Raw genomic sequence first — 22,671 nt, 5'->3', positions numbered from 1 at the left:
CTGTAATCGTTTGATTAGCAGTTACCGTATCAAAAGTTACATCTTTCTTAGTGGAAATGGTAAAGTCTTTACCATTTTGAGTAATGGAAATGTTATCACCATCGATGAATTTAACAGTGTTACCACCCTCAACCTTTTCAGCCGTTTCATTATTAGCTACTACATTCCAAGCGGCTAAAGCCTTAACTTGTTGCTTACCGTCAGGAGTCAAATTACTCAAGTCTCGATCAGCTGCATTGTCGACTTTACTTTTAGTTGCATCATCGAGTTTAACAGTCACATCATCGCCATTAGCAACAGTAGTAAGACCATTTTCCCCTTTTACGTTAAATTTCACATCACCTGTGCTCAAGGATTTTTCATCGGTAGAGCCAGAGTTACCACCTAAAGAAATCTTACGAGCGATAGCTGTCGTGTTTTTGTCGATGTTAGCTTTATTGGTTGCAATGTTATCCTTATTAGTTGCAATCTCAGCTTTGTTTGTAGCAATGTCACCAGTATTTTTATCAATTGCAGTTTTATTGTCAGCTATTTTTTGCTTGTTCGCAGCAATATTGTCCTTATTGGTAGCAATATCCGTTTTGTTTGTAGCAATATCAGCTGTATTTTTATCAATTGCAGTTTTATTGTCGGCAATTTTTTGCTTGTTCGTTGCAATATCGTCTTTATTGGTGGCAATGTCAGCCTTATTCGTTGCAATATCACCAGTATTTTTATCTATTGCAGTTTTATTGTCGGCAATTTTTTGTTTGTTCGTCGCAATATTATCTTTATTGGTGGCAATGTCAGCCTTGTTTGTTGCAATATCACCTACATTTTTAGCGATTGCAGTTTTATTTGTATCAATAGCAGTTTTGTTAGCTTCAGCTTTATCGTCAACTTTTTTCAATTGAGATACATTAACAGCATCTTTATCAGCGATACCATCTGCTACATTCGTAACATTCAAATTCCCAGCATTGATACCTTTGTCACCATCAATTTTTACAGTTTCATTACCGCCAGCATTATTGAAAGATGCACTGTTTAATTTAGAAAGATCTTTCTTCAAGGCTACAGAGATTTTCTTATCATTTCTAGCAACCGTAACATTATCGTCACCAGAAAAATCTACTGTATTTCCTTTTTCAACGGCTACTGGTATAGCTTCGCCATTAGCAGAAAGGTTCCAACCGTATTTGTTTTGATCAATAGCTTGGTTAATTGCATTAGCTACATTAGCAGAATCCGCCATACCAGCAGTCGCTGTAGCGCTACCATTTGCTACCGTGATATCTTGCTTTTTACCAGAAACTGTAATTTTCTTACCATTAGCTGTAGTACTAATGTATGTATTATCACCATTTACAGCTAATTTACTATTAGCAAGGTTTACATCGCCTGTACCAGTATCACCTGTAAAAGCTAGATTAACACTCTTTAACTGTGCCACGTTTACTGCATCTGTATCAGCAGTACCTGCAGCAACATAATTAATTTGACGTGTTTGGTTTGTCGTACCAACAGCAACACCACCTAATTTAGATGTTAGGGCAGCACCACTTAAACCAGCATATATATCTGTACGACTAGCATTAACATTATATCCCGCTACGCCTGAAGCAATATCAGCTATAGATTTTGAACCAACAGCTACACCATCTACTACTTTACCTCTAGCGCCATCACCAACAGCTACAGAACGACTCGCAGATGCATCTGTCGCGGCATTGGGACCAATAGCAATAGAATTAGGTGCTGTAGCACCAGTATTATCTTTATTACCAGCATCAGTTGATTTTATAGATATGTATTTATAAGTGACTTGGTCTACGAGAGCACTAAGCTGAGAACCATTAATTGCATCTGTAGAAGTTGCACTTACTTCACCAGGAGCCACGTGTTTTAATTGACGTTCATAACCTGCAGAACCAAAGGATACAATATCACCTGGTAATGTTTTATCGCCACCAGCCCAAGAAGCAACAGTGCCATTCGGCAATGTATAGCTAGATTGTTTTGATCCACCTATATCAGTATTAGAACCGCCACCAAGAGCAATAGCATTATCGCGATTTGCCCTAGCCCCTGTACCAATAGCAATAGCATTTGTTACATCATCATTTTGTTGACCAGTAGCGCCAGTAGCAGTTCCTGCTAAACGATCCTTTGCATTTGCACCAGTACCAATGGCAATTCCCACATTACCAGACTGACCTTTCATCCCTAATGTGATACCGGATTCGCCAGCCGTCGCCATTGTATACATTGGGGTTCTCATATCAAAGCCAGTTAAACTTTGAACAGCACTACGCAAGTCCCCAGTTTGAGTCGCTCCATCACTTGTAGTGTAAATAACTTTTATACCATCAGCTTTAACTACATCATCGCCACCAATAACAATAGAAGAGTGGCCTTTGGCTAATGTATTTCCCCCGATGGCGATTGCTTGCTCCCCAATTACTCTTGCACCTTCATTATTATAGTTACCACCACCAATAGCGATCCCTTGTGGACTACCAGTAGCAACACTAGCGTTAGAACCAATAACAACAGAATTTCCGCCAGCAGCAGCTGCTTTATAACCAAAACCTACAGCTTTGTCTCCAGTAACAGAAGCACTTGGCCCCAACCCTACTGCTGAAGCAGGCAAGCCAGCAGGCACATCATTTGACGCCATAGAAATGCTAGCACTAGACATTGCTAATGCAGCAAAGATAGTTGCTACAATAATTTTCTTTTTTCCGCTATTATTCTTAGCGAACTCAGATACTACTACGTAACAATTTTTTGATTTGCTCCAAACCACTTTGAAAATCTTATTCATATTTTCTCCTATAAACTATATTAATGCTCCCTCTATGCTTCTTCATATGGTAAATCATATGAGAATTTCAATATTTTCAATATGTTAAGTATATCAAAACCTTTAATACACTATCAAGCATTTTCATTTATTTTTCATGATTATAAGTATCACAAAAATAGCGTAGCAATGCGTTTTATGGTGATTCATATCACATAATCATATAAAATACGGGATTATTTTATACCATACAGAAGAGATAAAATGAATATAAACTCATAATCAATTATTTAAATTTCGTTTATGAGATTATATGTACTAAAAAAACTTGTGTTTAACTAGATATTATGGACTTAGTTACATGTCATCACTATAGACATAATCAATTCATTAAATTTTTATAAAACTTTATGTGTCCTCCCTTAATCAGTGATTGAGTTACTACACCTTTCAAAAAAAATATGCTCAGATTATTATCGATTAAGTTAAGCCTCTTATAGATCACTATTATCTTGTTATACAGCATTTAACGTATCATGTATTGCTTTTAGATTATTATGCTTCAATTTTTATCAACATTTAATCGAGTTCATCTTATATTACATAATAAAAAGCTATCTCATAGAAATAACAATCTACGAAATAGCTTTATTACTAGTTTATATAATTAAACAAGGAATCTAATTAACTTACTTTAAAAACATATAAACTTTGTTCGTGTGCTAATTGTATTCGCTTATGTAAGCGTCTCATATAGGTACGATATATTTCTTGTGCTTCTTCAACAGATATAATGTCAAAATGAATTCCGTCCCCTACTGGCAATTGGCTTAACCTAGGTAAATCTGCCGTAATCACAGTACCAATCTTTGTATAGCCACCTGTTGTTTGCCGATCTGCCATGAGCACTATAGGATTGCCATCTGACGGAACTTGAATAGAACCAAAAACAGCTCCATCGGAAATAATATCCGCACTCTCTATATGCTCTATGACAGGACCATCTAAGCGGAAGCCCATGCGATCACATTGCACAGTCAACGTATATATTTTACTCCCAAAAGTCTTGATCCCTTTTTCTGTAAAATACTTTGCTTGATTCCCAAGAACAACACGCAAAGGTTCGTGACACTCACGACCGCCGCGGTTATATAAGGCAGTATTGAATAAGTTATGACTACCATAGAAGTCGCACACATGCACTTCGTCTCTAGTAAATGCTTTAATGCCAAATTGATCGCCCGCTTGTAATGGACGCCCCTCAAAACCACCTATGTTAGCCTTTGTATGAGTGGATACGCTACCGTTAATAGTGCGAACATCAATACCACCAGAGAAAGCAATATACATACGCACGCCACATTGGCTAAAGCCACCAGAAATAATATCCCCGTCGTGACAAATAAAAGGTATATATCGAGGCACGACTACATTGTTAATGGTTGGGTGCATGTCGGCCCCTGTAAAAGCAACAATACATGTGCCTTGAACAATTAGCGTAGGAGGTAACACGGTACATTCTAAAGCACCTAGAGGTTCCTTGTTTCCTACTAGAGCCTGTCCCAATAGATAGCTTTCACTATCCATAGGACCTGCCACAGGCATACCATATTGTTGAAAGCCAATACGCCCTACATCTTGAATCGTTGTATACATACCCGGAGCATCTACGCAGATTAAAGCACGCTGAAACTCATTTATATCCACGCAAATCACCACTTTCTATTTCATATATAGATGGAATATATTCCATACCCAAGGATTTAATCCTATGGAATTCGTTTTCATCGATAGGCACATAACGAACGTAGTCCCCTGCCCTTAATAGGGCAGCTTGCTTTTTAGACATGTCATACATAGTCAAAGGTGTGCGTCCAATAATCTGCCAGCCCCCTGGAGAATCTGATGGATATGTACCAGTCTGTTCCCCTGCAATACCTACAGAACCGGCAGGAATCAAAGTTCTTGGTGAAGACAACCGCGGCGTTGCAATGCGTGGGTCCATCCCTCCTAAATAGGTAAATCCAGGAATAAAGCCTAGCATATAAACTAAATAATCTGTACCACTATGAATGGATACGACCTCATCTTCACTTATATGATTATGAGAGGCTATAAAGCCTAAATCTGGACCAAACTCACCACCATATACGGTAGGTATTTCAACAATCATAACACGTTCAATTACGCTGTCTGTTACAGATTCTTGTAATATAGGATCAAGAATTCTACAAATGTCTGAATACGTATACACCATTGCATCATATTGAACAAGCAATGCACAGTATGTAGGAACTAGTTCAATAATTCCATCTAGCTGTAAGACTTTAATCTGCTCTATAACTTGTCGGATTTGTCGATTAATCTTTGGATCGATTACTTGACCAAAATCAATAGAGATAGCGCAATCCCCTACAGGTGAAATTGTAGGTTTCATATGTACCTCCTGCTATAACTAGAAAGGACCATCACATTCAAGCCGAACGTAATGGTGCTTTCACAGATAATTAATTAACCTAGTAACTTAGCAATGCCTTTTAAAGATGTAACACCAATGTAAGATGTTACGAGCACTACAATCCACCCTGTATAATATAAAAGTTTATTGTGTTTGTATGCCCCTACGATTTCGGATTTATGAGTAGCAACGAGCATAACTGCCAACGTAACAGGCAAGATTAGACCGTTTACAGAGCCCGCTAAAATCAATAGAGATGCTGGTTTACCAATAAAGATTAAGATACATGTAGAAATAAAAATAAACGCCATAATAGTCAATTTTTCATTTCGCTCTACAATCTTAAATAATGTTTTTAAGAAGGATACTGATGTGTAGGCAGCCCCTACTACAGAGGTCAATGCAGCACAGAAGAACACTATACCAAATAATTTATGTCCGATTTCACCAGCGCCGAGAAGAAACGCAGAGCCTGCTGGGTCTTTAGAATCTAGCACAAAGCCCATGGATACTACACCTAAAACGGCTAAGAACAATAACACTCGAACTAATGCATCTACAGACATTCCCATAATTGCTGCACGACGTACATCTTTTAAATGCTCTTGACCTGTAATACCAGCATCAATGAGGCGGTGACCACCAGAGAATGTTATATATCCACCTACGGTACCTCCAATAAGAGTTATCGTAGCAAGCCACGGATAATTCGTAGGTACTATCGCATGAGTTACTGCTGTCCCTACTGGAGGATTTGTTGAAAGGGCTACGTAAGCGATAAGAACAAGCATAACAGTACCGAGTACTTTAGCCGTATTATCTAAAACACCACCCATCTTCTTAGATGTAAATAGTAAGATACCCAAGATACCGCTAATAGCGGCCGCTGTTGTTGTGTCGATACCAAATATAATATTGAGGCCCATAGAAGCACCACCAATATTACCGATATTAAAGGCCAAGCCACCAAGGGAAATTAAAAATGCCACTATATAACCAAGGCCTGGCAATACCTTATTCGCAATATCTTGACCACGCATTTGGGATACGCCAATAATCGTCCACACATTAAGCTGTGCAATAATAGAGAAAATAACTGATACAACAATAGCAAATGCAAAGTCTGCTTTTAGCTCATTTGTAAATGCTGCCGTTTGTAACATAAAGCCAGGTCCAATGGAAGACGTGGCCATTAAGAAAGCTGCCCCTAATAGGACAGAGAAACTCGCTTTACCTGTAATTGGTTTCATAGGAACCTCCACATATAATAATTAATCTATGCCATACTTATTGCTTAAAGCTCATACTTACATGTAATACTTACTTTTAATACTTATATTTGCATTTTTTGTTGGTATTAATTACGCATTTATTTTAATGTATTTAATAGCGTTATCGGTGTTGAAAATTTGCCACCGTTACACCAGCTTTTGTAAGCCCATCCCGAATATACCTTGTAAAAGCTATCGCTTCTGGGTTATCACCATGAACACATACGGAGTCGGCCACAATATCAATGGTCTTCCCCGTATTAGTAACAACCTTCCCCTTTGTAACCATCATCAGTACTCGGTCTAAAGCCTCTTGTGGGTCTTTGATGAAAGCACCTACTTCTGTACGAGGAACCAATGTTCCCTCCTCTGTGTAGCCACGATCGGCAAACACTTCCTGTATAACAGGAATACCTCGTCGCTGTGCCTCTTGAGCAATATAGCTACCACTCAATACCATGGCCGCAATATTGGGATTTACTGCTTGTAAACCATCTAAAATTGCATCAGCTATTACAGGTGTAACACAAGCTGTATTGTAAAAGGCACCGTGTAACTTCATATGCTGTAAAATAAGGTCATGGCTATCACAAAAAGCTTGTAGTGCGCCCAGTTGGTATATCATATAGGCTTTTGCCTCAGCAGGATTTACTGCCATCGCACGACGACCAAATCCCATCAAATCTGGATAACCAGGATGTGCCCCTACGGCAACTCCTTTTTCTTTACATATGCGGACAGTCGCCTCCATAATAAGAGGATCTCCAGCGTGCCAACCACAAGCAATATTAGCACTTGTTACGTGATTTAATACTTCACTATCCATGCCTAATGTATAATTACCAAAACTTTCGCCTAAATCACTATTTAAATCTACATAATGAGACATATACTATTACCTCTCCATCTTTATTTATTTTATAAATTCTATAGAATATCGAATTTAATGATACGATTATACTAAATAAATCGATGTGTTAGCAATGATTTTTATCATGTATACAAAATTCTTTTATAACTAAAAAACCACAAGATTATAATCTTGTGGTTTGTATGTAAACTCAATTTTTTTATCTGACTCTACTATATCCAGTCATAAGCTCATAAACCGTATTTTGTATATTGTCCGACTCTGTTATTTCAGAAACGGCACAAATAAAATCGGGATGCGCTTGCCAAACGATATCAGCATTTGTCGTTTTAATCCCCCCAATAGCAACAATAGGAAACTTACTAAATTGCTTTGCCCAATATATATAAGAAATTCCTACAGGATTAGCATTGGGTTTTGTCTGTGTAGAAAAAATAGGCCCTACCCCAATGTAATTTATAACACCCGTATATCTGTTTGCCGCCTTTAGGTCGGATATACTATGGGTTGACCACCCAATCAACATATTAGGCCCTACAATCCGTCTTACCGTATTAGGCGGCAAATCATCTTGTCCAATATGAATACCATCAGCATGTACAGCTAGCGCAAGATCAACATAATCATCAATAATTAATAGAGCATGATAATCATAGGTCAACCGCCTCAAAATCATAGCCTCCTGATATCGCAGAATAGGCGTTTTTCCCTTTTCACGATACTGAATAATTCGTATCCCTGCACTTAGCATGTCTTTCACAAGAGGAATCACATCTCGAGTACCGCCCGTAATTCCATATATAGGGCAAGCATTCATTGCCTCTGTCAATTTATCTTTTCTGTCCACTTATTTCACCTCATTAGACATGGTCTTTTCTAGTAAAAGTGATAACGCTAGATCCGCCTGTTTTGCAGCAGCAATAGCCACACGTGGTGCATAAGGATAGGCATTGTCTACACCGGAATGCTCGTCACCAACAATATATAAATTTCGACCTAGCTTTTTAGTTCGTAACCCATCGGAATTACCTATTCCAGCCAATCCGGATACCATGATTTTAGGTACATCTACTGAGGTTGCAGCCTCTAAAAACATAGATTTAGCTTCTACCGCATCAAAGGCTTCTATCAAAATATCGGCTTTTTTATAGATTTCAGATATATTTTCGGTTGTCAATTTATCCTTATAAATCTTAACGATAACATTTGAATTAATGGCAGTTAACACATCTTGTAATGCTTCTACCTTATACTGCCCTACATGACACGAAAAATAGTATTGTCGATTTAAATTACTTAGCTCTACAATGTCATAATCTGCAACAATTAGATTTCGAATACCACTACGTACAAGATTAACAGCACAATTGGATCCCAATCCGCCAGCACCTAAAATACCTACTACTGAATTCTGCAATTTACGAAACTCCTCAGGACTATAGAAGTGAGATATAGCCGTTTCAAATTCATTATTCATATGAGCCATACATATATCTCCTCATAGCGTCTGCCAATCTTTATAAATGGGTTGATACCCATTATTTTCGAGCATTACAGCCATTTCACTTACACTGCGATTATCACTGATTGTAAATTGGCTAGAATCATCTTGTTTTGTATGTCCCCCTACAGAGGTCGTTACGTCAGCTGAAAGTTTTGTAATCCCCAGTCTCACCAGATTATCACGCATGTACTTGCTTTCACGAGAGGAAAGTGTAATTCCCACACGGGGAAACAAAAGACGCAAAGCTAAAATATATTGAACTAATGCCGTATCATCTACAGGATATTTTGGTGAATAACCTACTGCACAAGGTCGAATTCTTGGAACGGAAACAGATAATTCTACATCTGGATAATGTTGCACAAGATAATTAAGATGTAACATCGTCTTGTATGCCTCTCTACGCCATTCATCAAGGCCCATTAAAGCACCAATATTGACCACTCTAAATCCAGCCTGACAAGCCAACTCAGGCGTATCAATGCGCTTTGCAAAATCACTCTTAGGCCCAAATGGATGTAATTGCGCATACAAAGTCGGATTATATGTCTCTTGGAACATCGTCATTCCATCTGCTCCAGCTGCGACTAATCCTTTATATTCCTCCAGCGTAAGCGAATACACCTCAATACTAACGCTACTAAAAATAGGAACCAATTTTTCTACAGCGGCCTGTATATACGACGGTGGACTGCAAGATTTAGACTCGCCAGTTAATACCAAGACTTGCTCTAATCCCGTTTCAGCGATTGCTTTCGCTTCAAGCTCAATATCGTTTAAGCTTAGTTTTTCACGGGCAATTCCACTATGATGACTATATCCACAATAAACACAACCATTGTCGCAATAGTTTGAAATGTACATAGGCGTAAACAGCTGTATGGTATAACCAAATTGCTGTACCGTCCGCTCATGAGCTAACTGCGCCATATCTTCTAAATATGGTAGGGCTTGAGGTGATAACAGAATAAGTACATCATCAATAGCTAACGCAGGTTTAGAGAGTGTTGAAAGTATTTCATCACCAGTTATCACCTCTAATGTTTCAGCTATATCTTTGTCAGAAACTCTTGAAAGCACATCTAAAAATGACATATTCTCACCTTACTTTCGCAAGAAACCAGTTAACGGTGAAGATGCACTGCCTACAAACTTCTTAGGTGCACATTTTGCTAGATATGCTTTCCGTCCAGCCTCTACAGCATGATAAAAAGCCTCTGCCATACCTACTGGATCTGTGCTCGTAGCAATAGCCGTATTAACAAGAACCGCACTAGCCCCCATTTCCATAGCTATTGTTGCATCGGAAGGTCTGCCTATTCCCGCATCAACAATAATTGGCACATCAATAGAGTTGATTAAAATTTCTATCAATCCTTTTGCTTCAAGTCCACGATTGCTACCAATAGGCGAAGCGAGGGGCATAACACAACTAGCACCAGCATCTACTAGTCGTTTTGCATCCATCAAATTAGGACTCATATAAGGAAAGACGATAAACCCTTCCTTTGCCAACACTTCAGTAGCTTTAATAGTCTCTAGATTATCGGGCATCAAATACATTTGATCTTGAATGACTTCAATCTTAATCAAATCACCACAGCCTAACGCTCTTGCCATGCGTGCAATACGTATAGCCTCGTCTGCATTTCTGGCACCCGATGTATTCGGTAATAAATGCATCCTATCAGGGATATAATTTAATATATCCTCTTCACTTTGTGTTGTACCTGCTCGCCTAAGAGCAACCGTCACAATGTCTGACTTCGATGCTACCAATGCATCACGCATCAAATTATAGGATGCATATTTCCCTGTTCCTACTAATAAGCGACTAGAAAATCTTGTATTACCTACAGTAAATGAATCCAACATATCAACCACCTCCTACAAAGCTAACAATCTCTAATCTATCAGCAGCCGTTAATTTAGTGGTTGTATATGCTTCCTTACTAAGAATCTCGCCATTAAGCTCAACTACAAAGTGTTTACCAGAATAGCCTAATTCATCAAGAACCAAATGAAGTTGCTTACCTACAACATGCTTTAGCTCTCCATTAACAATCAAATCCATCATGCCCTCCCATATGAAAAAGCTTATAAAATATCAATATATTCTTCTTGTAAAGCTTTATTCATACTGCGTACAGCACAAAACTTGCCGCACATCGAACAGGTTTCACTATGATCTTCCTCTGGTGCTCTACTTTCACGAATAGAACGAGCCCGTTCAGGATCAAGGGCACAAGCATATTGTGCCTCCCAATCAAGAACCTGACGTGCCTTAGCCATAGTGTCATCTATATCTCTTGCATTAGAAATACCACGAGCAATATCTGCAGCATGCGCCGCTATTTTAAAAGCCATAATCCCATCTTTTACATCATCTGCATTTGGTAAGGCTAAATGTTCCGCTGGTGTAACATAGCACAAGAATGACGCCCCATGCATACCCGCTACAGCCCCACCAATGGCAGCTGTAATATGGTCATACCCAGGAGCAATATCTGTGACGAGCGGTCCCAACACATAGAATGGCGCTCCATCACACAAGGACTCTTGTATTTCCATATTCATTTGTATTTGATGTAAAGGTACATGCCCAGGTCCTTCAATCATAGCTTGTACACCATATTGTTTCGCTCGTTTTGCCAATTCACCAAGCCTTACAAGCTCTTCAATTTGGCACACATCAGTTGCATCCGCCAAGCAACCTGGACGACAAGCATCACCTAAAGACAAAGTAACATCATATTCTTTACAAATCTTTAAGATTTCATCAAAGTATTCATAGAATGGATTTTCATGGCCTGTCATACTCATCCACGCAAATACCAAACTCCCTCCGCGGCTAACAATATTAAGCATCCGTTTATGATTCTTAATTTGATCTATTGTTTTCCTCGTAATACCACTGTGGATAGTAATAAAATCTACACCATCTTGAGCGTGTAATCGGATAGTATCCAAGAAGTCTTGAGCCGTTAATTCACCCAAATCTTTTTGATGATGAATGACACTATCATAGATAGGCACCGTACCAATCATTACTGGCGATGTCTCGATTAATTTACGTCTAAAAATACGAGTGTCACCATGAGTGGAAAGATCCATGATCGACTCTGCTCCAAGTCGAATGGCTCGATTAACCTTTTCAATTTCACTATCATAATCAGTAACGTCTTTCGATGTACCCAAATTAACATTGACTTTTGTTCTTAAACGCTTACCAATCCCCTCAGGCGAAATGCTAGTATGCTGCTTGTTACAAGGGATAACAACCTTTCCTGCTGCCACTAGGGAGCGTAATACCTCTTCATCCATACATTCTTTTTCCGCGACTACTTTCATTTCCTTCGTAACTACGCCAGCCACAGCCGATTCCAATTGTGTCATAAACATTTTTACATCCTCCTATATAAAAGACATATATAGTTAGGTATGCAAAAACGGGTATCGAACAAAATGATCGATACCCGTATTAAGTATTAGCGTGCTTCCTACGCGGGCATGATCCCGATCAGGTATAAAGGTCAGGTGCTCGCAGCCCTTTCTCAGCCTATATAATAGGCTCCCTTGCATACTCACTATATAATTATGCTTTTAATATTACTACTTTATTCAGATTTGTCAAATGATTATTCGGACACTTATACATCTATTATTTATTTCTCAGCCTTATTTTGGTCTTTACTATCATCGGAATCTGCTTTTTCAGAGATTACAATGTGCCCATCCTTAACATCAGCAAGCAAGTGTTTAGCATCGATGTGATCCAAGTAGAAGTCAGTTACATTATCGCGGATTTCAGATTCGATAACACGACGTAATGGACGAGCGCCCATAGTTTTGTCATACCCTTGTTCCATCAACAATTCTTTAGCTGCATCTGTTACATCAAGAGTGATGTCTTTTTTAGCTAAAGTTTTATTCACTTGATCAAGCATCAAATCTACAATTTTTTTCAAATCTTCTTTGCTCAATTGATTGAACTCGATAACTGCGTTGAAACGGTTCAAGAACTCTGGACGGAAGAATGGAGCAATGCGTTCCATTACATCTACTTTATTTTCATCATCATTGTCACTACCATAACCGAAACCTGCATTGGATGTAGCGATGATAACGGTATTTTTAAAGTTTACTGTGTTACCTTGACCATCTGTTAAGCGACCATCATCCAATACTTGAAGAAGTAATGTAATAACTTGAGGATCTGCTTTTTCGATTTCGTCGAATAATACGATGGAATAAGGATTACGACGTACGCGTTCAGTCAATGTATTAGAGTTATCTTCGTAACCAATATAACCAGCTGTAGCACCAATTAATTTAGATACGGCTGTGCGATCACTGTATTCGGACATATCCAAACGAATGATTGCATCTTTGCTACCGAACATATCTAGAGCTAATTGTTTAGCTAATTCTGTCTTACCAACACCTGTAGGACCTACGAATAAGAAGCTACCGATTGGACGGTTGCCTTCATCAAAGCCTGCGCGGTTACGACGAATTGCTTTAGATACAGCTTCTACGGCTTTATCTTGACCAATTACATGAGCTTCTAAACGAGATTTCATGTCTTTCAAGCGCTCGATATCAGATGCACCCATTTGAGATACAGGGATACCAGTCATTCTTTCAACGGCTTCTGCTACATCGTTAACCTTAGCCACTACCTTTTGATTTTCTGTATGGTTATCAAGCTCTGCTTGTAACTTTTGAATACGCATTTTTTCATTAATCGCAGATTCATAGTCTTCTTTTTGAGCATATTCCTCTTGTTTTGCTTTAGCATCAGCAATATCTGCTTCCAAAGTTTTAATATCTGTTACAGGATGTTGGGACGCCAAATGAGCTGCCGTTACGTCGATTAAGTCGATAGCTTTATCTGGCAAGCTACGTTGCGGGATATATTGTACGGAATAATCTACAGCGGCTTTCAACACGGCGTCTGGCAATTCAATGTTATGATGCGCTTCGTATAATGGACGAATGCCTTGTAAGATTTTGAAAGTATCCTCTGGAGATGGCGCGTTTACCTTTACTTCATTGAAACGACGAGCGAGAGCTGCGTTCTTCATGATTGTATTACGGTATTCATCTTGTGTTGTAGCACCGATAACTGTCATTTCACCACGAGACAAAGCAGGCTTCAAGATATCTGCCAAGCCTTTGGAGCCTTGACCATCACCGGTGGAACCAGCACCCAAAATTTGGTGAATTTCATCAAAGAACAAGATAATATTGCCAGCGGCTTTTACCTCTTTAATAAGGTTTTGAATGTTTTCTTCGAAAGAACCACGGTATTGAGTACCAGCTTCCAAGCCGGAAATATCGATAGAAATGATTTCTTTATTTTTAATAGCTGCTGGAACATCACCATTTACAATAGCTTGTGCCAAGCCTTCTACTACTGCGGTTTTACCAACACCAGCATCACCTACAAGTACAGGATTGTTTTTAGTACGACGCGCCAAGATTTCTGCTGTTTCTTGGATTTCTTTATTTCGACCAATTACAGGATCAAGTTTACCATCACGAGCTTGTTGAGTTAAGTTTGTCCCCAAACGAGCAAGAATCCCATCTTGTTTAATTTTACCTTGTTGTGCAGCTTGAGCAGCTTGCATTTCTTCATTAGATGGTAAGCGACCAGTTTGACGGTAGTAAGCAAACTCCTCTGGAGTTACTTCACGACCATTAATCTTATAACTGCGTCGTTCTGTGGAATAACCACCCATATTACCCATCAATTGATTAAACAAATCATTCATGCTAGAAAATTCATTACCAAAGTTGTTAAAGTTGTTGTTCATATATTTTACCCCCTCATACATCATAGAGTTTAACTATTTGACTAATACTATTTTTACTGGGTTTATTTACCCTATGACATTATAATAACCCTTAAAAGTCAAAAAGTCAATAGGTCAAAAGATAAATTTTCAAAATATTTTTGACCTTATATTCTAACAACAAAAAAGGTTCCGTATTTCAGTTGAGGCTTGTCGTCCATCAACTTCCTACGGAACCTTTTTCCTTTACGACATCGGATAACACTACAAGAATGCTATAGCGAAATCATCGTTTCAATTACTATATTTAGTTATTAACCTTTAGTTGCTAGTAAACTATTAACCATAGCTTTCAACGATTCGATTTCAGCTTGTTGTTTATCCAATACTTCTTTCTGTCTACTATTCTCTTGTTTCAAAGAGGTCATTTCATCCTGCATCACATAAATGGAGCTGATTGGACCGCCTTTGTAGCGTTCTGGTACAGCTTTTTTGGCATCGCTGTTACCAAACTTGTGAGTATAGCCGGCATTAATCATATTATGACGTCCACCTACGGAAACACCCACGTTGAACATTGTATCTTCATTAGTATAATGAGCAAGACCTAATGCTGCTGCACTCTTACCACGATAGTTACCATATCCAGCCATCACTTGAGTTGGTTCTAATGGATCATATTGAATTGGTTTCAACGCTGACATAGCCGCCGCATGAGCGCCTACTCGTTGTGTTTCGGATTCAACATTAGCAATTGCATTAGCAAGCTGAGCATTAGATTTTTTCAATTGACCAAGGTTAACTGCATCTGTATCTGCTGTACCAGCTGCAACGCCCTTGATTTGATTGTTGCCATTATTCAAGCCTTCAGTAGTTAAAGACACTGTACCAGCATTTGGATTTTGCGGATTAGCAGGTGTGATAGTCACGCCAGAGCCATTTACAACAGAAGTATTTCCTGCTGCATCTTTGCTCTTAATAGTGTCACCTTTCATAACAGTGGATCCGCCATTATCGTCCTTCACTTCTACACTGGACAAACCATTTAAATCTTTAGCTAATTGTACTTGCAACTTGCCGTCTTTTGCATTAACGCCGATATTGTTATCAGTCAATTTCGCTGCGTCAGCACCACCAACAATTTCAAGTTTTTGATTCAATGTCTTGTCGATAACTGTATTTCCGTTATCACCAGCGAAATGCAAGCCGTCATTCATAGTCGCTACGGTTTCTTTTACAGGATTGCCGTTAGCATCTTTCGTTTCATAAACGATACGATCTTTACCAGCACCAGTACCTGTCAAGCCGTCAGCACCTTTAGCCGCTGTAATAGATGCATTCGCACCATCTTTACCACGTACGCCCATAGTGCCGTCAGCACCGTTCAATACAACGCCCGGTTTATCGTTTGCCACATCGCCTACGGATACACTTTCAAGACCTGTCATATTCTTATTCAAGGAATATGTGAAAGTTGTACCTGTTTGGTCAATAGTGAGGTTATCACCGGCACGGAATTCTACTTCCGTTTTGTCCCCAACTTTAGTGGCTGTGTTATTACCTGTTGCTTGACCTGTACCTGTAGCACTGCTCTTCGCCAACCAACCGAAGTCCGCTACCTTATCTTCTACAGCGATAACACGAGTATCTACCGCTTGGATTTGGTCTTCTGTCGCTGCTTGACCGCTTACAGGAGCCTGCCCACGAGTCCATGTCTTATTGGATAAACCGTTCACAGTACCTTTATTGTCCTTGTTAACAGTTACATCGCCCGCTTTGAGGTCTTTACCTTCTACAGTACCTTCGGATGTAATATTGCCTTTAGTCTTGATGCTACCATCAGTTCCGTCAAGAACGATATTACCATTGCCCAAGTTAACTTTATCCGCCAACTTGATATCGTAATTTGTATGACCATCAGCAGCATCTACAGTTTCTTCTAGTACCAAATTCGGAGTTTCTGTATTCTTCTTATTAACAGATACTGTCGTTTTAGATGCTGCAGCCGCTTTCTTCACATCACCTATGTTCGCCGCATTCGTATCAACATCACCACCGCTCGCTACATTGGAGATAACTTTACCACCATTGTTTAAACCTTTATCAGTAAGAGATATTTCGTTAGCACCAGGATTAATGGTCATGCCTTTAGGTCCATACTTCGTAGTATTAGTACCGTCTGTCACAGTCGTGCCCTCTCCACTGATAGTGGATACAGCATTACCATTTTTGAATTGTGCACTAGTCAAGTCATTCAATTCTTTAGCTAACTGTACATGCAACTTACCGTCTTTCGCATTGACACCGATATTGTTATCGGACAATTTCGCTGCATCAGCACCACCAACGATTTCGAGTTTTTCATTCAATGTCTTATCGATAACTGTATTTCCGTTATCGCCAGCGAAATGTAAACCATCGTTCATTGTTGCTACGGTTTCTTTAACAGGATTACCGTTAGCGTCTTTCGTTTCATAAACGATACGATCTTTACCAGCACCAGTACCTGTCAAGCCGTCAGCACCTTTAGCCGCTGTAATAGATGCATTCGCACCATCTTTACCACGTACACCCATAGTGCCGTCAGCACCGCTCAATACAACGCCCGGTTTATCATTTGCCACATCGCCTACGGATACACTTTCAAGACCTGTCATGTTTTTATTCAAGGAATACGTGAAAGTAGTGCCTGTTTGGTCAATAGTGAGGTTATCGCCGGCACGGAATTCTACTTCCGTTTTGTCCCCAACCTTAGTCGCCGCATTATTGCCTGTCGCTTGGCCTGTACCTGTAGCACTGCTCTTCGCCAACCAGCCGAAGTCCGCTACCTTATCTTCTACGGCCATCACACGAGTATCTACCGCTTGGATTTGGTCTTCTGTCGCTGCTTGACCGCTCACAGGAGCCTGTCCACGAGTCCAAGTCTTATTCGATAAACCGTTCACAGTACCTTTGTTGTCCTTGTTAACAGTTACATCACCCGCTTTAAGGTCTTTACCTTCTACAGTACCTTCGGATGTAATATTACCTTTTGCCTTAACAGTACCATCTGCACCATCAAGCACAACCTTATCATTTCCTAAGTTAACTTTATTTGCCAACTTGATATCGTAATTTGTATGACCATCAGTAGGATCTACAGTTTCTTCTAGCACCAAATTCGGAGTTTCTGTATCTTTCTTATTAACAGATACTGTCGTTTTGGATGCTGCTGCCGCTTTCTTCACATCACCGATGTTCGCCGCATTTGTCTCAACTGTACCACCGCTCGCTACATTGGAGATGACTTTACCACCATTGTTTAAGCCTTTATCGGTAAGAGATATTTCATTCGCACCTGGATTAATGGTCATACCTTTAGGACCGTATTGAGCTGTATTCGTACCGTCTGTCACAGTCGTGCCTTCACCACTGATAGTGGATACAGCATTACCGTTTTTGAATTGAGCACTAGTCAAGTCATTCAATTCTTTAGACAATTGCACGTGCAACTTACCGTCTTTTGCATTAACACCGATATTGTTATCGGACAATTTCGCTGCGTCAGCACCGCCAATAACTTCTAACTTTTGATTCAATGTCTTATTAATAACTTCAGGATTATTATCGCCACTGAATTGCAAACCGTCTTTTAATGTTGCTACCTGTTCTTCAGTACCAGCTGCATTAGTATAAACGATGCGATCCGCTTGGCCTGTTTCACCTACATGAGCGTCCCCTTTTCCAGTCTTAATAGTTGCCTTTGCACCATCCGGATTCGTGAGACCTAAACTAGTCATATCAGAAATCTCTTTATTTAAGGAGAATATAATATCTCTACCAGTTTGATTTACATTTAGGTTATTACCTGCTTTAAAAGTCACTGTATCAGAGCCTGTTACAGTACTAGTTGAATCACCGGAATGAGTTCCACCATCAGCAGCAGTAGCGACATTCCATGTTGCTAAGGTCTTAACCTTTTGTTCGCCTTCCGGTGTAAGGTTATCTAGCTTATTCGTTGCGGCATTATTGATTTTAGCCTTTGTATCATCATTGATATCAACAGTTACTACCCCATCTGCAGCAGTAGTAGCAGTCGTCATAGTACCGTTTTTAAAGTTCAAACCTTTCTTTAATGTAACGGTCTTATCTGCACCATCATTATCCTTATAAGTCAGGATAGTAGATTCTGCTACCTTAGTTGGATCGATCCCAATTTTGTAAGTTGCTGTATCTTTGTCCGCGCTAAGCTCAGGTGTCACTGTAATCGGACCATTAGGATCCGCTGCTGCCATTGTAACCGCTTTAACAGCTTCTTGTTTAACTGCTTTTTCTGTCACAGTTACTGTTACATCATCACCAGCTGCAGAAGTCGTTACAAGGCCCGCACCTTTTACATTAAACTTCACATCACCTGTACTCAAGGATTTCTCTGTTGTATTACCTGTATCGCCACCTAAGGAAATCTTACGAGCCAAGGCTGCCGTATTAGTTGCAATGTTCTGCGTATTGGTTGCAATATTACCTTTATTTGTGGCAATTTCTGTAGCATTTTTCGTGATATTATCCGCATTCTTTGCAATATTATCCTTGTTCTTATCGATATTAGCCTTATTTTTAGCAATATCATCTTTATTTGTTGCTACTTGTGTATCAACGGCTTTCAATTGATCTTCTGTTGCCGCACGACCACTAACAGGAGTTGTCGTACCAGGTGTCCAGGACGTATTAGTAAGTCCTTCTACCGCAGGTGTTGTCACCTTTGTCGTAGCTGTTACAGTATTAAAGTTTACATCATTTTTAGTCGCCACAGTAAAGGTCTTGCCATTTTGTGTAATAGCGATATTAGAACCATCATTAAATGTAACGGTATCTCCACCTGTTACTGTCTCAGCATTATCATTGTTAGCTTTCACTTTCCAAGCAGACAAGCTCTTAACCTTTTGTTCACCTTCTGGTGTAAGGTTATCTAGCTTATTCGTTGCCGCATTATTGATTTTAGCCTTTGTATCATCATTGATATCAACAGTTACTAACCCATCTGCAGCAGTAGTAGCAGTCGTCATAGTACCATTCTTAAAGTTCAAACCTTTTTTTAATGTAACGGTCTTATCTGCACCATCATTATCCTTATAGGTCAAGTTAATAGTCTCAGCTACTTTAGTTGGATCGATACCAACTTTGTAAGTTGCTGTATCTTTGTCCGCGCTAAGTTCAGGTGTCACAGTAATCGCACCATTAGGATCCGCCGCTGCCATTGTAACCGCTTTAACAGCTTCTTGTTTAACTGCTTTTTCTGTCACGGTTACTGTTACATCATCACCGGCTGCAGAAGTCGTTACAAGGCCTGCACCTTTTACATTAAACTTCACATCTCCTGTACTTAAGGATTTTTCTGTTGTGCTACCAGTATTACCACCTAAAGAGATTTTACGAGCCAAAGCTGCCGTATTGGTTGCAATATTACCTTTATTTGTGGCAATTTCTGTAGCATTTTTCGTGATATTGTCCGCATTCTTTGCAATATTGTCCTTATTTTTATTGATATTAGCCTTATTCGTAGCAATATCATCTTTATTTGTCGCTACTTGTGTATCAACGGCTTTCAATTGATCTTCTGTTGCCGCACGGCCACTAACAGGGGTTGTAGTACCAGGTGTCCAAGACGTATTTGTAAGCCCTTCAACTGCAGGTGTTGTCACCTTTGTCGTAGCTGTTACAGTATTAAAGTTTACATCATTTTTAGTCGCTACAGTAAATGTCTTGCCATTTTGTGTAATAGCGATATTAGAACCATCATTAAATGTAACGGTATCTCCACCTGTTACTGTTTCAGCATTACTGTTATTAGCCTTTACCTTCCATGCAGATAGGCTTTTAACCTTTTGTTCACCATCTGCTGTAAGGTTATCTAGCTTATTTGTTGCCGCATTATTGATTTTAGCCTTTGTATCATCATTGATATCAACAGTTACTACCCCATCTGCAGCAGTAGTAGCAGTCGTCATAGTACCGTTCTTAAAGTTCAAGCCTTTCTTTAATGTAACGGTCTTATCTGCACCATCATTATCCTTATAGGTCAAGTTAGTAGTCTCTGCTACTTTAGTTGGATCGATACCAACTTTGTAAGTTGCTGTATCTTTGTCCGCACTAAGCTCAGGTGTCACAGTAATTGGACCATTAGGATCCGCTGCCGCCATTGCAACCGCTTTAACAGCTTCTTGTTTAACTGCTTTTTCTGTCACAGTTACTGTTACATCTTTACCAGATGCAGTCGTTTTAGCAAGACCAGCACCTTTAATATTTAAAGTACTATTAGCAAGATTAACATCACCTGTACCAGTATCTCCAGCTACTTTCAAATTCACACTCTTTAACTGTGCCACATTTACAGCATCTGTATCAGCTGTACCAGCAGCCACACCTGTGATTTGACGTGTATTAGTCTCATTACCTACAGCAAAGGCACCTAAAGTAGATGTCAATGCTTTACCGGATAAAGATCCATATTTATCGGTTCTAGAGTCATTTACATTATAGCCTGCTACACCGCTAGCTGTGCTTGCTTTAGACTGTGAACCTACAGCTACACCATTCGCTACAGTAACAGTTGCACCGGTACCTAAAGCAGTCCCTTTAGTAGCAGCAGTTGTTGTAGAAGCATCCGGACCTATAGCCATAGAATCAGTTGCTTCTGCACCTTTATTAGATTTATTTCCAGCCAAATCAGATTTAATAGAAATATATTTAGATAAAGTCTTCTCAGCTATTGCATATAACTGAGAGCCATTCACCGCATCTGTAGAAGTTGCACTGACAATACCAGGAGCTACATTTTTAAGCTGACGTTCATAACCAGGAGCACCGAATGATACCACGTCACCAGGCAACACATTTTCACCACCGGCCCAGTTAACCGTATCTCCATTACTCATAGTATAGCTTGTTTGTGCTACACCCGCTGCATCAGTATTAGCACCACCACCGATTGCAATGGAGTTATCCCGATTAGCTTTTGCACCGGCACCAATAGCGATAGCGTTAACTACATTACCAGCCTTACCATCTAGGCGAGTAGCGGAATCCGCCCCCATGCCGAGAGAAAGACCCAAGTCACCAGCTTTAGTTTTCATCCCAATGGCAGTCCCTGCATGACTAGCTGTAGCGGTGATATATTGAGGCAATTGGATATTCGCCAAATCAATAGATGCCTGTCTCAATGTCCCCGTTTTAGCTTGTCCAGTGTTAATATCTGTATAAGTTACAGTTCTAGCGAATGCAACCTCTACGTCATCACCACCTACTACAATAGAGGAATCCCCACTAGCTACAGTATTACCACCGATAGCAATAGATTGAGAACCAGTCGCTTTAGCACCACTATCATCAGACGCACCCCCAATAGCAATTGCCTGATCTTCTGTTGCTCGAGAATGTCCACCGATAGAAACACTATTATTACCACTAGCAATAATCCCAGAGCCAATACCAATTGCCCTATACCCATCAACTGAAGAAGTTCTAAATTGACTGCTAGTCCCTATAACTATACTAGACATATTACTTGTAGTTGCATACTGACCGATTTTAATAGAGCCTTTGTCTGTTAGCTCCGACGGTAAAGTCGCCCCCATAACATGAGCTGCACCACCAGTTACCGTCAACACAGCAAAAACACTAGTCAATACAGCCTTTTTAGCACTATAGTTATTTGCTATCTCAGACACAACTACATAACACTCTTTGCTTTTACTCCAAATCACCTTGAAAATCTTATTCATGAAACACTCCTATTACAACTATAACCTAGATATCCATTTATAAAACCTCATACTTACATATGAAAGCTTATAATTAACCATAATATTTATAATTATATAAAATCATCAATATAACAATCAAGATAAATTCATTTTTCATTCATGCTTTATCATCATACAAAAATCCAGTGTTTATAGTATTATTTTAATTCTTTTTTAGACTTATACCATCTTATAAGTACATT

General features: G+C 39.5%; 13 protein-coding genes and 1 riboswitch. All 13 genes read right to left on the bottom strand.

The window, feature by feature from the left end; translation table 11 throughout:
- On the bottom strand, positions 1-2,806 hold a 2,806-nt coding region (locus tag AAA071_RS09370), incomplete at its 3' end, for an ESPR-type extended signal peptide-containing protein (RefSeq protein ID WP_349234145.1).
- A 663-nt stretch (positions 2,807-3,469) separates the two neighbouring features.
- Positions 3,470-4,441, bottom strand: a complete 972-nt coding sequence (locus tag AAA071_RS09365) for a 5-oxoprolinase subunit C family protein (RefSeq protein WP_399427239.1) — start codon at positions 4,439-4,441, stop codon at positions 3,470-3,472.
- A gap of 37 nt (positions 4,442-4,478) precedes the next feature.
- Positions 4,479-5,222: a 5-oxoprolinase subunit PxpB gene (gene pxpB, locus AAA071_RS09360; RefSeq protein WP_287510962.1), complete on the bottom strand. Its 744-nt coding sequence runs from the start codon at positions 5,220-5,222 to the stop codon at positions 4,479-4,481.
- 74 nt (positions 5,223-5,296) lie between these two features.
- Complete coding sequence (locus tag AAA071_RS09355) at positions 5,297-6,493, bottom strand: NRAMP family divalent metal transporter (protein ID WP_302132472.1); 1,197 nt, start codon at positions 6,491-6,493, stop codon at positions 5,297-5,299.
- Between the two features lie 142 nt (positions 6,494-6,635).
- Positions 6,636-7,403 (bottom strand): LamB/YcsF family protein, encoded by a 768-nt coding sequence (locus AAA071_RS09350; protein WP_302132471.1) that lies wholly within the window; start codon positions 7,401-7,403, stop codon positions 6,636-6,638.
- 181 nt (positions 7,404-7,584) lie between these two features.
- Positions 7,585-8,232, bottom strand: a complete 648-nt coding sequence (gene thiE, locus AAA071_RS09345; RefSeq protein WP_302132470.1) for a thiamine phosphate synthase — start codon at positions 8,230-8,232, stop codon at positions 7,585-7,587.
- Positions 8,233-8,871 (bottom strand): sulfur carrier protein ThiS adenylyltransferase ThiF, encoded by a 639-nt coding sequence (gene thiF, locus AAA071_RS09340; RefSeq protein WP_302132469.1) that lies wholly within the window; start codon positions 8,869-8,871, stop codon positions 8,233-8,235.
- 12 nt (positions 8,872-8,883) lie between these two features.
- Entirely contained in the window at positions 8,884-9,984 is a 1,101-nt protein-coding gene (gene thiH, locus AAA071_RS09335; protein ID WP_302132468.1) for a 2-iminoacetate synthase ThiH, read from the bottom strand.
- A 9-nt stretch (positions 9,985-9,993) separates the two neighbouring features.
- Positions 9,994-10,764 (bottom strand): thiazole synthase, encoded by a 771-nt coding sequence (locus AAA071_RS09330; RefSeq protein ID WP_302132467.1) that lies wholly within the window; start codon positions 10,762-10,764, stop codon positions 9,994-9,996.
- 1 nt (position 10,765) lies between these two features.
- Entirely contained in the window at positions 10,766-10,966 is a 201-nt protein-coding gene (gene thiS / locus AAA071_RS09325) for a sulfur carrier protein ThiS (protein WP_302132466.1), read from the bottom strand.
- A 20-nt stretch (positions 10,967-10,986) separates the two neighbouring features.
- Positions 10,987-12,291 carry a phosphomethylpyrimidine synthase ThiC gene (gene thiC, locus AAA071_RS09320; RefSeq protein ID WP_302132465.1) on the bottom strand — a complete coding sequence of 435 codons (1,305 nt, stop codon included), beginning with the start codon at positions 12,289-12,291 and terminating at the stop codon, positions 10,987-10,989.
- Positions 12,292-12,369: 78 nt separating this feature from the next.
- Positions 12,370-12,477, bottom strand: a riboswitch (TPP riboswitch).
- Between the two features lie 77 nt (positions 12,478-12,554).
- Positions 12,555-14,708, bottom strand: coding sequence for an ATP-dependent Clp protease ATP-binding subunit (locus AAA071_RS09315; RefSeq protein ID WP_302132464.1), 2,154 nt, complete (start codon positions 14,706-14,708; stop codon positions 12,555-12,557).
- A 293-nt stretch (positions 14,709-15,001) separates the two neighbouring features.
- Positions 15,002-22,447 (bottom strand): YadA-like family protein, encoded by a 7,446-nt coding sequence (locus AAA071_RS09310; RefSeq protein ID WP_349234144.1) that lies wholly within the window; start codon positions 22,445-22,447, stop codon positions 15,002-15,004.
- Positions 22,448-22,671: the final 224 nt, after the last annotated feature.

Source organism: Veillonella parvula (assembly GCF_040097785.1).
In the GTDB taxonomy this organism is placed as follows: Bacteria; Bacillota; Negativicutes; order Veillonellales; family Veillonellaceae; genus Veillonella; species Veillonella parvula_D.
Note: the sequence above shows the minus strand (reverse complement) of the source record. Positions and strands in the feature narration are given on the sequence as shown.

Excerpts from the sequence above, each read along its gene's own strand:
- AAA071_RS09365 (WP_399427239.1), bottom strand. The coding sequence starts at position 4,441 with ATGTATACAACGATTCAAGATGTAGGGCGTATTGGCTTTCAACAATAT.
- pxpB (WP_287510962.1), bottom strand. The coding sequence starts at position 5,222 with ATGAAACCTACAATTTCACCTGTAGGGGATTGCGCTATCTCTATTGAT.
- AAA071_RS09355 (WP_302132472.1), bottom strand. The coding sequence starts at position 6,493 with ATGAAACCAATTACAGGTAAAGCGAGTTTCTCTGTCCTATTAGGGGCA.
- AAA071_RS09350 (WP_302132471.1), bottom strand. The coding sequence starts at position 7,403 with ATGTCTCATTATGTAGATTTAAATAGTGATTTAGGCGAAAGTTTTGGT.
- thiF (WP_302132469.1), bottom strand. The coding sequence starts at position 8,871 with ATGGCTCATATGAATAATGAATTTGAAACGGCTATATCTCACTTCTAT.
- thiH (WP_302132468.1), bottom strand. The coding sequence starts at position 9,984 with ATGTCATTTTTAGATGTGCTTTCAAGAGTTTCTGACAAAGATATAGCT.
- AAA071_RS09330 (WP_302132467.1), bottom strand. The coding sequence starts at position 10,764 with ATGTTGGATTCATTTACTGTAGGTAATACAAGATTTTCTAGTCGCTTA.
- thiS (WP_302132466.1), bottom strand. The coding sequence starts at position 10,966 with ATGATGGATTTGATTGTTAATGGAGAGCTAAAGCATGTTGTAGGTAAG.
- thiC (WP_302132465.1), bottom strand. The coding sequence starts at position 12,291 with ATGTTTATGACACAATTGGAATCGGCTGTGGCTGGCGTAGTTACGAAG.
- AAA071_RS09315 (WP_302132464.1), bottom strand. The coding sequence starts at position 14,708 with ATGAACAACAACTTTAACAACTTTGGTAATGAATTTTCTAGCATGAAT.
- AAA071_RS09310 (WP_349234144.1), bottom strand. The coding sequence starts at position 22,447 with ATGAATAAGATTTTCAAGGTGATTTGGAGTAAAAGCAAAGAGTGTTAT.